Below are 14,737 nucleotides of genomic sequence, written 5' to 3' on the forward strand. Positions count from 1 at the left end.
AAATCCATCCTTTTAATGAAGATTTCTATGTTGAATCTTTATTTAATAAAACACGTTCAATTTTGAATGATGTTGAATCATTAAACAAATTTTGGAAAAAACGGAAATCATGATTGCAAAAACGATAATGCGATTCTAGATTTACTTCAAAATATTATTCTAAATGTGGGAGGAATTTCTCGTTTTTTTTGGCCTCCAAGCAGTGATGCATATCATAAAAGACGAGGAGAAAAACTAAGAGAGGTTTATCATATTAGTGATTCAAGTATTTTAAAAAATAGAGATATGCGAAATCTTATGGAACATTTTGATGAGAAATTAGATGATTTTTTAAGAAAAAATAGAATATACAAAGTGATGAAAAAATACGTCGGTCCAATAACTTACGTAGATGATGATAGAACATTTTTTAGAGCTTATTTTTATGATAAGCAGATTTTTAAAATGCTCAATGTGGAATATGAAATAAAGCCAATAATAGCTGAAGTTAGAAGAATTCATGAGATTTTGTTAAGACAAAAAGAAAGTAGTGGTCGATTTAAATTGGAATAAAAATCTAAAAATAAATGTGTTAGAAAATAAATAATTAATAAGAAATGAAAACCAATTTTCCATATCCCTATTACTTCTATGGTTCTGATGATTCTACAGACGAAGACGTAATTATTGTTATTTCAAAAGAAGAAATGCCTGAAAAGCAGGAAGACAGAAAAAATACAGTATTGGCACTTTTGAAAGAATATGATCTGAATTGGAATGCAACTTTGGCGGTAATAGAAAACGGAAAAATATCAGATACTATTTTTACCAAATCGTGGATTGATTCACTTAACAATGCACTGTTTGAAACATATTTTTTGCATCAACAAAAACACGAATTATTAATAAAAGAAAAACATATCAGAAATAAAACATTGGCTATTTACAAAGCTGTCCGTACCGTTTTGACAATGCTGACAAGAACTGAATATCGAACTCAAATTCGTCCAATTTTAAAAGGAATTCATGATTTTAATTTAAAACTAGAAGCGCTTAATAAAATAGATTTTACTTCGATTTCTCAATTCAATCAAAAGAATACAAATGATATTGATATTTGGAAAATTATTGCTTTTTATATCGGACAAAATATTGCTTTAATTGAGAATGATATTGAAATATATACGAAGAAAAAACTCATAAGCCATTTCCCAGATTTGGAACCATTTATTTATCGAAAAGTGCTTGTAGAAAGTGATAAAATAATATTGCAAAACCACATTAATCATTGGTTGTTGTTAATACACAATTTTGGGGAATTTAAATCGGCTGATGGATTTCTGACTTGTAAAAATGAGTGTATTGATATGTTAAATGAAAAGTTTTAAAAAATGAAACCAATCTATCAAATATTCGGTTCTGAAAATTCTCTGGATCTCGATTTGGTTTTCTTTATTGAAAAAATGCCCAAAACGATACTAGAAAAACTTGCACTGTCTAAAGAACTCAGCCAATCGATTATTCCATTTTTTCATGAAAAAGAAATCAACGCTAATCTTGCAATGCAAAAAAATGGTCATTTAGTTGAGGTTTACAAAGGCACAACAGACGAATTGAATAATGCATTGTTTTACACCTATAAAAATCATAATCAGAAATTCGAAAATCAGATAACAAAACTTTTGGTTAGAGATATTGATTTGAAATTTTTAAGAAGTACACGTATGATCTTGTCGTTTTTAAGTAAAACCGAACACAGGATTTTAATTAAAAATGCTTTAAAAGGAAATTTAGACGAAAAGATTCAGGCGTTAGAAAAAATAGATTTAAATCAGATTACTTCTTTCGGGAAAAATACGAATCATTTAGATATTCTAAAATCAATTGCATTTCAGTTAGGACAAGCAATTTCGCTTCATGAAGAAAAAGAATTGTACACCAAAAATGAAATTGCAAATGCATTTCCAGATTTAAAAAAATATCTTTTAAGAGAAGAAAATTCCAATTTTGAAAATTTACAAAAATGGTTTTTCAATTTCATTACGATTCTCAAAGAAAGAAGTCTTAAAATGAAAAATAAATCCGAATATAAATATGAAGATGAAAATGATGTTTTTGAAAAATAGAAAAATTTAGATTCATCTTTTTATATGCGTCGTTCCTACGGAACTCAATTCTGAAAACGTCTCTTTTTCAACGGATTAAAATCCGTTGCTACAGCATTAGCATTCCTACGGAATTTTATATATAAGTTTCGTAGAAACGATTTATTTTGTAGCAACGGATTTTAATCCGTTGGAAAATAATCAGCCACAAAATAAAATTCCGTAGGAATGATAGATATTAATTTTTAAAACTACTACGCAAAATCTCTGCGCAGTAACTTTTGAATCTTTGTTCAAAGATTAGAACTCATGAATACAACATTATTAAAAGAGATGATTTCGCAGAATTATGTCAAGGTAAACAAGCATCCTGAACATGATTTGTATATTTATAACTACACTCAAACGGCTCAATTTGAAAGAGTGTGGAATGAAATTACAATAACCTGCCGCGGACTTATTCTAGATGCTCAGGGAAATGTTGTGGCAAGACCTTTTCCTAAGTTTTTCAATTTGGGTGAAATGAAAAATGAAATCCTTCCAGACACTTCTTTTGAAGTATACGATAAAATGGACGGTTCGCTTGGCATTTTGTATTGGATCAACGATAAACCTTTTATGGCAAGCCGTGGTTCATTTTCTAGCGAGCAGTCAGATAAAGCAAATGAAATGCTGCACGGAAAATATAAAAATACCTGGTCATTATTGGATAAAACCAAAACCTATTTATTTGAAATTATTTATCCTGAAAACCGAATCGTTTTAGATTACGGAGCATCAGAAGAATTGGTTTTATTGGCCGTTATCGATACAAAATCTGGAGAAGAATTTGAACTTGAAAACATTGGATTTCCAATAGTTCAAAAGTTTGATGGAATCAAAGATATTCATGCTTTATCAGCTTTAAATCAAAATAATAAAGAAGGATTTGTGATTAAGTTTGCCAATCATTTTCGGGTAAAAATAAAATTTGAAGAATACCTTCGTTTGCATCGAATTATTACTCAGATTTCCAATTTAAATATTTGGGAATATCTGAAAAACAATCAGCCATTTGATGAAATTTTAGAACAAGTTCCAGATGAATTTTTCAACTGGGTAAAGCAAACAAAAGCCGATTTAGAAAATGAATTTAAAGCAATCGAAGATCAATGTAAATTAGATTTTAAAATTCTGGAATCCCGTAAGGAAACCTCTTTTTATTTTCAAACTTGCAAACATCCCAAAGTGTTATTTTCAATGCTTGACGAAAGAGATTACTCAGAAATAATCTGGAAAAAAATTCGGCCAAAATTTGAAAAACCTTTTAATAGAGAAGAAGAATAAACCTGTTGGGTGTAATTTTTCAACACATAGAAACAGAGTCTTATAAAGATTTAAAAAGACGTTTCACTAATTTAAATACACATAGCCATGTGAGGAAACCGGTTTCTTTTAATATCTTTTTAAGACGTAAAAAAATCTATGTTTCTATGTGTTAAAATTAAATTGTATTCAATTTCAGTCAACAGCTAAAAAAAATAATTTTAAACTGCGCGGAATTACTGCGCAGTGACAAAACTATATTTGTCACAGAAAAATAAACGCCATGATTATAAAAATAAAATCAGATAATAAATGCTTTTTGGACATCCTTCATAAAAACCCCAATACAGATCAGGGACTTTATTTGAAGGAGTTGAAAAACGGAATTTTAATTGGAAATGTAATAGCCGAAAACGAATATCACTGTCTGTTTTTAGATGGTAAACACAGTTATCTGCCTGAAGAAGGAAATCAAATCGATTTTCAGAGTCATTGCAGTCCGTTATTGGCATTAAACATAATGAGCGAGTTTTTTAATCATCTGTATAAAGAAAACAACACTTTGGCAGCAACTGTGATTCCGTGGTTAGAGAAAAATTACCAAGCAGTAGATACAGAGAAATGTACAATAGAAGTTCCTACATTTTTTATTGATTCAAACTGGTACAAAAACGGAAAATATCTGTTATCAAAATATATTGACGGAATTATACTTGTCAATAAAATAGGAAACAATTTCGAACTAAAAATCGAAGGCGCTACAGTGAGAGAAGCGATGCAGAAATTCTCGTTGGTATCATTGTTTTCGCATTTTACAAACAAATATGCGGTGTACACTTTTATCGATGATCATTTCATTCAGAAACATATCACAATGTTTACCAATCTTACTGGAATTCCGTATTTCGTATTTTACCTTTTTATAAAAAGAATTATGCGTTCTCCAAGTCAGTTTGAGAAATTTAAACCTCAGTTAGAAGCCTATTTTAATAATGAAGTTCAGTTTGTATTTACAGATACACATCAGTCTAGAAAAGAATTTATTTGCAGTAGAATCAATTTTGAAGAATCTGTTTTAGACTTTGGCTGTGGCGAATTGCAATATTACAAACAGCTTCATAAAAAAGGATTTAGAGAAGAATATTATGCTTACGACGAAGTTGATTTTAAACATATTGCCTATAAAATTCAGGAATCAGAAAGAACAGAAAATCTAATCTGGGTAGAAAGCTTAGAAGAAATAAAAGACTTTGAAGGTCAGATTGTTTTAAGTGAAGTAATTGAACATAACTCATTGGAAGAAGCAAAAAACATCTTGATTTGGATAAGAGACAATACAAAGTTCACCAAACTTTTTGTTACAACGCCAGACAAAGACTTTAATGTAAATTATGAATTGACAGAAGAATTCAGACATGATGATCATGATTTCGAATTATCAAATGCAGAGTTCGTATCGCTTATAAATGAAATTTTTCCAAATCCTAAAGAATTTCACGGAGTGGGAGATTGTGTAAAAGGAGTTTATCCGACAAGTGCGGTAATCATTCAAAAAAAGTAGAAAATGTTAGACTTTAGAGTAAGAAATAGAATAGACTGGTTTTGTGAAAACAAAATCAATGATTTTTCGCCAACCATTTCGCCAGCACCAAAATACAAAGCAAAAAACGAAATAGAGAGTATCGAAACGGCGATTCATTATTATATGGAAAATGGTGTGACCGAATTTGTAGTTCAAAAGAAATACATGGGATCTTACTGTACCATTTATTTGAAGAGAAATATTGAAGAAACGTATTTTGTTTCCCGAAACGGTTTCAAAATGGATCATATCGATACTGAACAAGCCATTGAAAGTTTGAGAGATTTACATGCTAAAATGCTCGTAGATTTCCCTGAATTCGAAACCCTTTTAATTGCTTCTGAATTATTGCCTTGGAAAGTGCTTGGAGGAGGATTAATCGAAAAAGAATTCACAGGTTATTACGACGCTTTACAGACGCAAAATTTGTACTTGAAAGAATCTGGATTGATTGAAAAAATAATCAAGGTCAAAAATGACGAAGCGTTTACAACCTATGTTTCAGATAAAGAGAAGCTTTCTAGAAAAGAATTTGCTGCGAAACATAAAACGCACATTATACGTCAGTATGATGCTTTGCAGGCGATAAGAATTCCGGATTTAGAGAAACAGCAAGAATCATTGAATGTATTTAAAAATCAGATCGATACCTTTGGTATTGATGGTGAAATCTATTTTAAACCTTTTACAATCTTAAAAGAAGTAAAAATTTCTGGTGAAGAAATATTGCCAAACAGCAATTTGACTTACGAATTGATAAACAACGATCCGTTTTTGCATTTAGAAATTAATGCTTCAAACAGAGAAGAAAAGCTAAAAGAAATTTATGCCTTTTTTGAAAAACTTACCGAAGCAAACGAAGAAGGAATCATGATAAAACCGGTTCAGAATTACATTAAAGGTTTGCCACCCTGTTTTAAAGTCAGAAACAACAATTACCTGACGATGATTTATGGAGTGAATTTTCATCAGGATTTCGATTATTATTTAGATAAAAGAAACGTAAAAAGAAAATTAGAACAGTCTATAAACGGCTGGGAAATCAATCAGAAGATGCTTCAGATTCCGTATAAAGATTTAGGAGATGAAAATTATTTAATGCGTTTGCTTCTTTTGAAAAGAATCAACAATGAAGAAATAGAAAAAACATTAGATCCAAGATTATAACATGATTATAAAATGAAAAAGACACCAACATTAACGATATTAGTCGGATGCCCGGCATCAGGGAAAAGTACGTTTGCCGAATGGAAAGTGAGAACTGAAGCCAAAACCATGCGAATTAGTCGTGATGAAATCAGGTTTTCTCAATTTCAGGAAGTAATGGATCCATCTGTTGAAAGTATGATTTCTAAAATTATCAACGTGCAGATTAAAACCCTGCTTTCAAATGGATGGAATGTAATTTTGGATACTTGTAATGCTAAAGCAGAATATCTGAAACAACCTGTAATCGAATTTTCTGAAATGGCAAATATTGAATTCAAAATGTTTGATTTACCATTGGAAGAACTTTTTACCAGAAATGACAAAAGAGACCGAAAAGTGCCAAGAAAGATAATCGAAAAGATGTATTACGAATTGAAGAAAACCAAAGAAAAATTTGATTTCAAACCTATAAAAAAAATCGAAAAAAACTTGGAATACTGTGATCAAAACCCAGATTTGCCAAAAGCAATTATCTGCGATCTTGACGGAACTCTGGCTTTAATGAACGGAAGAAACCCTTTTGATGCCAGCAAATGTGATGAAGACGAAATCAACAATCCGGTTGCAAACATATTGAGAAACTATAAGAAATTAGGATATGCGATATTACTGGTTTCTGGAAGAGAAGACCGATACAAAGACCCAACCTTGCGATTCCTTCAAAAACATGAAATTGAATACGATGATTTAATCATGCGTAAAACCAAAGACAGCCGAAAAGATTCCATCATCAAAACTGAAATCTATAACGAATTTATAAAAGATAAATACTTCGTAGAATTTGTTCTTGATGATAGAAACCAAGTTGTCGATACCTGGAGAAATGATTTGAAACTTCCTTGCTTCCAAGTATATTACGGAGATTTTTGATCTTGAAAGGAACAAAGGAACAGAGCAACAAAGCGGCAAAGGTTTTTTAACGCATCAATTGTAGAGACGCACTGCAGTGCGTTCTATAAAGAAATTAAAATATCCAAAAGACGAGGGTTCAAATTCTTCCTGCGCCGCCAATAAGTCGCGGTAGTTTAGCAAGGGAAAATAATTGGGTTTTTATTAAGTGTAAAGTTTGTTTCACTAAGATTGAAATCATTGTTAATCTACGGCAAAAAACGTAGCACCTTAATGGCAAAATAAAAATAATAAATAAAAAGCACAAAGAGGAGAAAACCTCTGAACCTCTGCCTCTTTGAGCCTTAGCAACTTAAAAAGAAATGAACAAATATGAGCGACTGAAAACAGAATTAGAAACAGTCGGAAATGGAAAGATGAAAGCGTTTGGAGATTCAATGCTCCCGATTCTAAAAAATGGAAGTCTGCTGACTTTCGAAAAAAGCGACGATTATCAAATAGGCGATATCGTCTTCTGTAAAGTAAAAGGCCGATATATTGACGCCCACAAAATTATAAAAACCGATAAAAGCAAAGGTTTCCTAATCGCCAATCACCACGGATTCGAAAATGGCTGGACCAAAATTATCTACGGAAAAGTGATCGAAGCAGAATTTAAAAACCAGATTATTTACGGGAAGAGAGAATAGAGAATGAGAGAGTGGGATAGAAGCAAGAAGCAAGAGGAAAGACTTTTGAAACTTCTGTAAAATTTAAATAAGAAAAAATTAAAGACTCAAAGAGAAGAAACCTTTGTCACTCTGTCCCTTTGAGCCTTTGTAACTTTAAAAAAAATGACATATATAGACATAGGAATCAACCTAACCAACAAACAGTTCCAAAACGACATAGACGATGTTGTACAAGACGCTATCGATGCCGACGTATCGCAAATGATATTAACTGGTACAAGTGTACGAAATAGTGAAGAATCAGCTAAAATTGCGCGACAATACCCAGGCGTGCTGTATGCGACGGCAGGAATTCACCCGCATGATGCGAAGAGTTTTGATGCACAGAGCATTTCGAAATTAAAAAATCTATTACAACAAAAACACGTAATTTCCGTTGGAGAATGTGGACTCGATTTCGATCGTGATTTTTCCCCTAGAAACAAACAAGAAGAATGTTACAAAGCCCAGTTAGAATTGGCGATCGAAGTTCAGAAACCTTTGTTTTTACACGAAAGAGCCGCTTTTAGTTCTTTTATGAACATCACAAAAGAGTATCTGCCGAAACTGCCAAAAGGCGTTGTACATTGTTTCACAGGAAGTCTGCAAGAAGCCAAAACCTATCTTGATAACGGATTTTATCTGGGTTTTACGGGAGCGATTTCAGATACCAAACGTTTCAGCCATTTAAAAGAAGTCATTCAGTACGTACCGCTCGACCGAATGATGATTGAAACCGATGCGCCATTTATGCTTCCTAAAAACGTTCCGAACAGCCTTTTAAAAAAATACCACGAACGACGATGCGAACCGTCTTTTCTGCCTTATGTAGCAGGAACAATTGCGCAGTTTAAAGGAATTGCTTTGGATAAAGTAGCGACAGAAACAACTAAAAATGCCAAAAGCTTTTTTGGGATTTAAAAGAATCCCATGGGGATGAAATATTTATAGAAATTATAAGATTATGTCGATAGAGCCCCATCGGGGTGACATATTATACATTTGCAAGATCATGACCAATCTTAAAAACCGAGGAAAAGAAGCCAGCGACGACGCTTTATTCGGAACGGCAAAAATGCAGTTCAAACTGAAAGAAGCCGTAACCGATATGCATTATTTTTTGAGCAGAGGTTATGGCGAAAAATCGACTTTAACCTTAGTTGGAAACCGTTATCGCTTAAATGCACGTCAGCAGCAAGCGGTTCGTGGCATGAGCGCTTCTGAGCAGCAAATCGAAAACCGAAAATCAAAAGAAATCCAAAGCCAGGATTTGGAAGGAAAAGAGATTTGTGTCGACGGATTTAATGTTTTGATTTTACTCGAAAGTACGTTGTCGAATGCTTATGTTTTTAAAGGACAAGATGGTTTTATCCGCGATTTGTCGAGTGTTTACGGAACGTATAAAAAAGTAAATCAGACTTCGCAGGCAATTGAAATTATAACCGACTTTTTTAGAAAGGAAAAAATTAAAAAAGCAGTCTGGTTATTTGATAAACCCGTTTCAAACAGCGGAAAGTTAAAACAAATGATAGAAGAAATCGCTCTAGACAATAACTTAAATTGGGAAGTACAATTAGTAAACAATCCCGATAAGGTAATTGCCGAAAGTGATTATATTGCCATAACTTCTGATGCTTGGATTCTGGATAACGCTTCTGCTAATTTCAATTTAATGAAATATGTTTTGGCACAAATAGATGCAAAAGAAACGGTAATAGATTTGTAGAATATGTCCCATGGGGACATTTCGTTGGTAAAAAATATAGGTAAGGTATTATGTCCCATCGGGACATTTGATTAACACAAAAAATGAATTCAAATCTTCTTTTTAATGAAATAAAAGCAGTAATCCCTCTTTTGAATAAAAGCTGGAAAGAAAGGTATGCTAGATTTTTAACAGACGAAAATCTGTGTCTTTTTTCGGAAAATCTGATTTTATTTTATAATCAGAAAACAGAAATTTCGAGATTGCCTTATTTCAAAGAAGAAATTATCGTTTCATTGCAAGATGCTGTTTTTTATTTTAAAACTGCGCTGGAAAATTTTGAAAATGAATCAAATGAGTTTCAAACCAGTTTAATTCAAGCATTCGAAAAAACACCTTTCGAAAGTATTTTACTTATTTTAGGACAGCGTTTAACACCAGCGAGTGTGCGTGATGAAAACGGAATTCCGCCTGCAAAAGAAATTCTTTTAGAAAGTTGTTTTCAGCCTTATAATAAAGAAATTTCGATAGCAGTGAGAGCTTGGGAAAAACACGTGGGAAGAAATAAAAACAGTATTTTCGGAGAAATAAAAGGAAATACAATCCAGAAAAAAGAAAAGGTAGAAAACCTCATTCAGTACATCATCAGCCATAAAACGTGGTGGAATATTTTCTACCATTACAAACACAATCTCGTATACGAAATTCGAGTAGAAAACGGACAAGGACTACGCTGGACTTCCGACGGAAAACAGTTCATAGGATTTTTAGAAGACTTTTTAGAAGAATAATTTTTCTAAAGGTTCAAAGGTACAAAGGTTCAAAGGTGCAAAGGTTTATTTTTCGCGAAAAAAAAAAACTTAGCGACTTCGTGCCTTAGTGGCATTCAAAAAACAAAACAATCATGAAAGAAAAAATACTTGAAAAATTAAAACAAATTGAACTCGAAAAAGACGTAGAAATACTCTTTGCCGCAGAATCTGGAAGCCGTGCCTGGGGATTTGCTTCTCCAGACAGCGACTATGATATCCGTTTTATATACAAGCACAAACTTGAATATTACTTATCGCTTTGGGAAAAAAATGACGTAATCGAATTCATGACCGAAGACGATCTTGACGGTTCTGGATGGGATTTACGGAAAACCGTAAGGTTATTAGCAAAATCTAGTGCATCTTTGATGGAATGGTTGTTTTCGCCTGTTGTGTATTTTGAGAATGAAGAATTTACAAAACAAATGCGTGAGATAGCCACAGAATGTTTTTCGCCAATAGCAGTTTTGCACCATTATTTAGGAACGACAAAAAACTTTATGGAAGTCTGCGAAATGCAGGAAGTAAAACTAAAAAGTTATTTCTACGCCTTACGCACCGCTTTAGCCGGAAAATGGATTATAGAAAACAATACTTTTCCGCCCGTAGCTTTTGCCGAACTATTGCCAATTGCACCGAAAAACATACAAGAAAAAATACTGGAATTACAACAAATAAAAGCCTGTCAAAACGAAAAATACCTGCACCCAAAAGAAACTTTAATAACTGATTTTTTATTGGAAACGGTAAAATTTAATCAGGAAAATGCGAGTAAGTTAGGAAGCGGGAAAAAGTTGAATGAGGAGTTGGATTTGTTTTTTAAGGGAATTGTTAAAGATTAAAACTATGGGATACAGCATTATATTTAATGATAGAAGCGTTGGAGATGATTTAAATAATTATTTTATAGATGATGAATCTAAATCACTTCTTTATTTTCCAAATTCGAATAAAATAAATATTATCGTAGGAGCTAATAATAGTGGGAAAAGTATGTTCATGAGATCCTTTATGTGTTCTGACATTGTTGGAATAGATATCAATAAATTTGAAGAGTATAATACAGCTCTTTTAAAAGCAATGGTATATATTCCACGTAATATTAATAACTTATTAGATGTATTAGAATTTGAAAAAGATGTAGCTGATAAAGTAAAAAATAACCTTGATGTGATAAATGGAATTAGACATAATTTACCTGTGGAAAAATACGATGATTTTATAAATGCCAATGCCAATTTAATTAAAGAATTTAAAAATGTGAAACGCTACTATATTCCTACATTGAGAACAGCTCATTCATTATTTAAATTAAATAATTCAGTTTATCAGAAAATAGAAAATGATATTTTTTTAGAAACACTTACAAATTACTATAAGTTAGATAAGAAAAAAGTGGATGTTTTTACAGGAATTCATCTTTACAAAGAAATTCTTAATAGTAGAAATTCAAAAAGAGAAATCAGAGAATCTTTTGAGAAGTTTGAAAATTTTATTGGAAGATACTTTTTTGATAATAAGAAAATCGATATTGTTGCTGAGTTTAATAAAGATGAAAGTTTAGCAGGAAATAATAATCTAGAAAATATTTGTGTTCACATTGAAGGAGAAAAAGATAGAGATTTATTTAGATTAGGTGATGGCATACAGGCAATCATTATTTTGATGTATAAGATTTTTATGGCTGAGGATAATTCTTTGATATTTATTGATGAACCAGAATTAAATCTTCACCCTGGAATGCAGCGTTTATTTCTAGAACAAATAACTAATAATGATGATTTAAAAAAGAAAAATCTAACTTATATAATTACTACACATTCTAATCATTTTTTAGATTTAACTATAGAGAAAGATGATGTTTCTATTTATTCATTTACTCCAAAAAAAACTAAAAACGTAGAAAAACAATTTAGTATTAAAAATGTAAACCGAGGAAATAACAAATTGCTTAAGGAATTGGGTGTAAATAATTCTTCTGTTTTTATGGCAAATTGTAGTATTTGGGTTGAAGGAATATCAGACAGGAATTATATTAAAGCCTTTTTAAAATCGTACTGCGATTCTACTAAAAAATCTTATCCAAAAGAAGATATAGATTTTGCATTTTTTGAATACGCAGGTTCTAATATTGATCATTATATTTTTGACGACAAAGCAGAAAAGGATGATGTTGAAGTTATTTTGAAAGATATAAATTCTTTGGCAATTAGTAATAGAATTTTTCTTTTAGCAGATTCTGATGCTTCTGAAGAAGATATTAGTAAAGCAATTAGATTAAAAGGATTACAAGATGCAGAAAATGATAATTTTATTCCTAAGATTATTTGGAATGTGAGAGAGATAGAAAATCTTTTGACTAATGAAATGTGGAAAGCAATCTTAATTGAATTTTGTAATAAGAAGTTAGTTAAGTCACACGAAAAAGACATTTTTTTGAAAATTGAAGAAGCATTAGCAGAAGTCAAATATTCTGATTATGCAAAAAAATATGTTGGAGAATTTTTAGAAGAAATAAGAAATAAAATGGGAAAAATTTCTTCAACTTTCATACTTAATCAATCTACATACGAAGTAAAGTCAGACGGCTCTTTTGGAACAATAATTAATAAACGAGAACTAAGTGAGTTAGTTTTTAATCAAAATTTTTCATGGGAAGTTTTATCTGAAAATAAAGAAATTGAAACATTGACAACCGAAATTTATGATTTTATCACACAGAAAAATTAATGTCATCATAAACAAAAAACGCGCAAACATCTATAAAAAGTTTGCGCATTTCCATTTTATATAAAAAAAGAAAAAAACAGTTATTTCCCTTTCATCAACTTTTCTAAATATTCAACTTTATCTTTTTCGGCTTGAACCAAACGTTCGTAAAGTTCGACAACTTTATCAAGAGGATTAAAAGTAGCATTCATACCTTGATTAAAGCTATTTCCTTGACTTGAACTATTATCATAAAAGTTATTGAAGAAATTAAAAACAGATTCTTCAGTAAAATTTTCAATCGCTTCTACTGTCACGCCAAGTGCTTTTGCAATTAGTACCAGTTTTTCGAAATCAACAGTTTCGCTGGTTTCAATTCCGGAAATAGTCTGCTGGCTTGTGCCAATGGCATCAGCGAGTGCTCCTTGTTTCATTCCGCGAAGCTCTCTAATTCGGCTGATATTTCTACCGATATGTTTGGGTTTAGTTGCTGTACTCATACTTCAAAGGTATTTAAAATTTTTAATAAAAACAGCAATCCGTAAAATACAAGATGATTTGGTAGAAAACCGTTTTTGTTGTTTTTTGCAAACCGTAAATATATTCTTTTTCTTACTTTATTAAGAGTTATTTTTGAAAAGAACTTCGGTTATCGAAACTTTTATCTTCTATATTTACAGTATTTAAAAATACATAATAATTTAAAAATGACCATTCAAGATTTAAAATCCCAAAACCTAATTCTTTTCGAAGCCATTTCGGGAAGCAGGTCTTTTGGGCTAAACACACCAACTTCGGATACTGATATAAAAGGCGTTTATTATCTTCCAAAAGAAAAATTCTTTGGTTTAGATTATATTCCGCAGATAAGTAATGAAACCAATGATGAGGTGTATTACGAAATAGGTCGTTTTGTAGAATTACTGCTTAGAAATAATCCTAATATTCTAGAGATTTTGGCTTCGCCAGATGATTGTATTTTGTACAAACATCCGTTAATGAATCATTTGAAACTAGAAAATTTTCTGTCGAAACTCTGCAAAGATTCTTTTGCCGGTTATGCCGTAACGCAGATTAAAAAGGCGAGAGGTTTAAACAAAAAAATCGTAAATCCGCTGCCAAAGGAAAAGAAAAGTCTTTTGGATTTTTGTTATGTTTTGGAAGGGTATAAAACGGTTTCTGTTTCAGAATTTCTGCAGGAGAATAATTTTCAACAAGAACAAATTGGTTTGGTTGATCTGCCCAATTCAAAAGGAATGTTTGCAATGTTTTACGATCAGGAAAAATCGCTGGGTTATAAAGGCATTATTCAGAAAGAAAACTCTAACGAAGTTTCGCTGTCGTCGATTCCTAAAACCGAAAAACCAATTGGATATTTATCCTGCAATCAAGACGGATATTCGAAATATTGCAAAGAATACACCGAATACTGGAACTGGATCGAAAAACGCAACGAAGACCGTTACAACACGAATCAGCAGCACGGAAAAAATTACGACAGCAAAAACATGATGCACACCATTCGACTTTTGCAAACGGCAGAACAGATTCTTTCAACTGGAAAATTAAATATCAGAGTTTCAAACCGAGAAGAACTTTTAGACATAAAAGCCGGAAACAAAGAATACGAGGATTTACTCGAAATGGCAGATGCATTAATTGCTTCAATCGAAAATTGTTATTCGATATCAACTTTGCCTGAAAAACCAGATGAAGAAAAAGCAATTCGGACTTTAATTCAAATTAGGGAAGAATTATACAATCAGAAGTAA

At 31.7% G+C, this 14,737-nt stretch carries 15 protein-coding genes; 14 read left to right on the top strand and 1 reads right to left on the bottom strand.

What is annotated here, in order from left to right; genetic code table 11:
• Positions 1-165: 165 nt before the first annotated feature.
• The 13 genes from J0383_RS17430 to J0383_RS17490 all read left to right on the top strand — a co-directional run bounded on the left by J0383_RS17430 (position 166) and on the right by J0383_RS17490 (position 12,986).
• Positions 166-552 (top strand): hypothetical protein, encoded by a 387-nt coding sequence (locus tag J0383_RS17430; protein WP_207295250.1) that lies wholly within the window; start codon positions 166-168, stop codon positions 550-552.
• 44 nt (positions 553-596) lie between these two features.
• Positions 597-1,367 (top strand): hypothetical protein, encoded by a 771-nt coding sequence (locus J0383_RS17435; protein WP_207295251.1) that lies wholly within the window; start codon positions 597-599, stop codon positions 1,365-1,367.
• Positions 1,368-1,370: 3 nt separating this feature from the next.
• Positions 1,371-2,105: a hypothetical protein gene (locus tag J0383_RS17440; RefSeq protein WP_207295252.1), complete on the top strand. Its 735-nt coding sequence runs from the start codon at positions 1,371-1,373 to the stop codon at positions 2,103-2,105.
• Between the two features lie 288 nt (positions 2,106-2,393).
• Entirely contained in the window at positions 2,394-3,410 is a 1,017-nt protein-coding gene (locus tag J0383_RS17445; RefSeq protein WP_207295253.1) for an RNA ligase, read from the top strand.
• Between the two features lie 262 nt (positions 3,411-3,672).
• On the top strand, positions 3,673-4,950 hold the full coding sequence (locus tag J0383_RS17450) for a methyltransferase domain-containing protein (RefSeq protein WP_207295254.1): 1,278 nt from the start codon (positions 3,673-3,675) through the stop codon (positions 4,948-4,950).
• Positions 4,951-4,953: 3 nt separating this feature from the next.
• Positions 4,954-6,138, top strand: coding sequence for a DNA ligase-like domain-containing protein (locus J0383_RS17455; RefSeq protein WP_207295255.1), 1,185 nt, complete (start codon positions 4,954-4,956; stop codon positions 6,136-6,138).
• 12 nt (positions 6,139-6,150) lie between these two features.
• On the top strand, positions 6,151-7,050 hold the full coding sequence (locus J0383_RS17460) for a phosphatase domain-containing protein (protein WP_207295256.1): 900 nt from the start codon (positions 6,151-6,153) through the stop codon (positions 7,048-7,050).
• Between the two features lie 341 nt (positions 7,051-7,391).
• Positions 7,392-7,718, top strand: a complete 327-nt coding sequence (locus J0383_RS17465; protein ID WP_207295257.1) for a S24 family peptidase — start codon at positions 7,392-7,394, stop codon at positions 7,716-7,718.
• Positions 7,719-7,862: 144 nt separating this feature from the next.
• Positions 7,863-8,660: a TatD family hydrolase gene (locus J0383_RS17470; RefSeq protein WP_207295258.1), complete on the top strand. Its 798-nt coding sequence runs from the start codon at positions 7,863-7,865 to the stop codon at positions 8,658-8,660.
• A 91-nt stretch (positions 8,661-8,751) separates the two neighbouring features.
• A complete protein-coding gene (locus tag J0383_RS17475) occupies positions 8,752-9,465 on the top strand; it encodes a DUF434 domain-containing protein (protein WP_207295259.1) in 714 nt (237 codons plus the stop codon).
• Positions 9,466-9,548: 83 nt separating this feature from the next.
• A complete protein-coding gene (locus tag J0383_RS17480) occupies positions 9,549-10,235 on the top strand; it encodes a hypothetical protein (RefSeq protein ID WP_207295260.1) in 687 nt (228 codons plus the stop codon).
• 113 nt (positions 10,236-10,348) lie between these two features.
• Positions 10,349-11,098, top strand: coding sequence for a nucleotidyltransferase domain-containing protein (locus J0383_RS17485; RefSeq protein WP_207295261.1), 750 nt, complete (start codon positions 10,349-10,351; stop codon positions 11,096-11,098).
• A 4-nt stretch (positions 11,099-11,102) separates the two neighbouring features.
• Positions 11,103-12,986: an AAA family ATPase gene (locus J0383_RS17490; RefSeq protein ID WP_207295262.1), complete on the top strand. Its 1,884-nt coding sequence runs from the start codon at positions 11,103-11,105 to the stop codon at positions 12,984-12,986.
• Between the two features lie 80 nt (positions 12,987-13,066).
• Here the strand turns inward: J0383_RS17490 and J0383_RS17495 are convergent, their stop codons facing one another.
• Complete coding sequence (locus tag J0383_RS17495; RefSeq protein WP_207295263.1) at positions 13,067-13,465, bottom strand: helix-turn-helix domain-containing protein; 399 nt, start codon at positions 13,463-13,465, stop codon at positions 13,067-13,069.
• Positions 13,466-13,672: 207 nt separating this feature from the next.
• Here J0383_RS17495 and J0383_RS17500 point away from each other — a divergent pair, with 207 nt between their 5' ends.
• Positions 13,673-14,737: a nucleotidyltransferase domain-containing protein gene (locus J0383_RS17500; RefSeq protein WP_207295264.1), complete on the top strand. Its 1,065-nt coding sequence runs from the start codon at positions 13,673-13,675 to the stop codon at positions 14,735-14,737.

It is taken from the genome of Flavobacterium endoglycinae (assembly GCF_017352115.1).
GTDB classification, from domain to species: domain Bacteria; phylum Bacteroidota; class Bacteroidia; order Flavobacteriales; family Flavobacteriaceae; genus Flavobacterium; species Flavobacterium endoglycinae.

What these genes read in the sequence shown, in the direction of transcription:
- J0383_RS17435 (WP_207295251.1), top strand. Translation starts at nt 597, where the DNA reads ATGAAAACCAATTTTCCATATCCCTATTACTTCTATGGTTCTGATGAT.
- J0383_RS17440 (WP_207295252.1), top strand. Translation starts at nt 1,371, where the DNA reads ATGAAACCAATCTATCAAATATTCGGTTCTGAAAATTCTCTGGATCTC.
- J0383_RS17445 (WP_207295253.1), top strand. Translation starts at nt 2,394, where the DNA reads ATGAATACAACATTATTAAAAGAGATGATTTCGCAGAATTATGTCAAG.
- J0383_RS17450 (WP_207295254.1), top strand. Translation starts at nt 3,673, where the DNA reads ATGATTATAAAAATAAAATCAGATAATAAATGCTTTTTGGACATCCTT.
- J0383_RS17455 (WP_207295255.1), top strand. Translation starts at nt 4,954, where the DNA reads ATGTTAGACTTTAGAGTAAGAAATAGAATAGACTGGTTTTGTGAAAAC.
- J0383_RS17460 (WP_207295256.1), top strand. Translation starts at nt 6,151, where the DNA reads ATGAAAAAGACACCAACATTAACGATATTAGTCGGATGCCCGGCATCA.
- J0383_RS17465 (WP_207295257.1), top strand. Translation starts at nt 7,392, where the DNA reads ATGAACAAATATGAGCGACTGAAAACAGAATTAGAAACAGTCGGAAAT.
- J0383_RS17470 (WP_207295258.1), top strand. Translation starts at nt 7,863, where the DNA reads ATGACATATATAGACATAGGAATCAACCTAACCAACAAACAGTTCCAA.
- J0383_RS17475 (WP_207295259.1), top strand. Translation starts at nt 8,752, where the DNA reads ATGACCAATCTTAAAAACCGAGGAAAAGAAGCCAGCGACGACGCTTTA.
- J0383_RS17480 (WP_207295260.1), top strand. Translation starts at nt 9,549, where the DNA reads ATGAATTCAAATCTTCTTTTTAATGAAATAAAAGCAGTAATCCCTCTT.
- J0383_RS17485 (WP_207295261.1), top strand. Translation starts at nt 10,349, where the DNA reads ATGAAAGAAAAAATACTTGAAAAATTAAAACAAATTGAACTCGAAAAA.
- J0383_RS17490 (WP_207295262.1), top strand. Translation starts at nt 11,103, where the DNA reads ATGGGATACAGCATTATATTTAATGATAGAAGCGTTGGAGATGATTTA.
- J0383_RS17495 (WP_207295263.1), bottom strand. Translation starts at nt 13,465, where the DNA reads ATGAGTACAGCAACTAAACCCAAACATATCGGTAGAAATATCAGCCGA.
- J0383_RS17500 (WP_207295264.1), top strand. Translation starts at nt 13,673, where the DNA reads ATGACCATTCAAGATTTAAAATCCCAAAACCTAATTCTTTTCGAAGCC.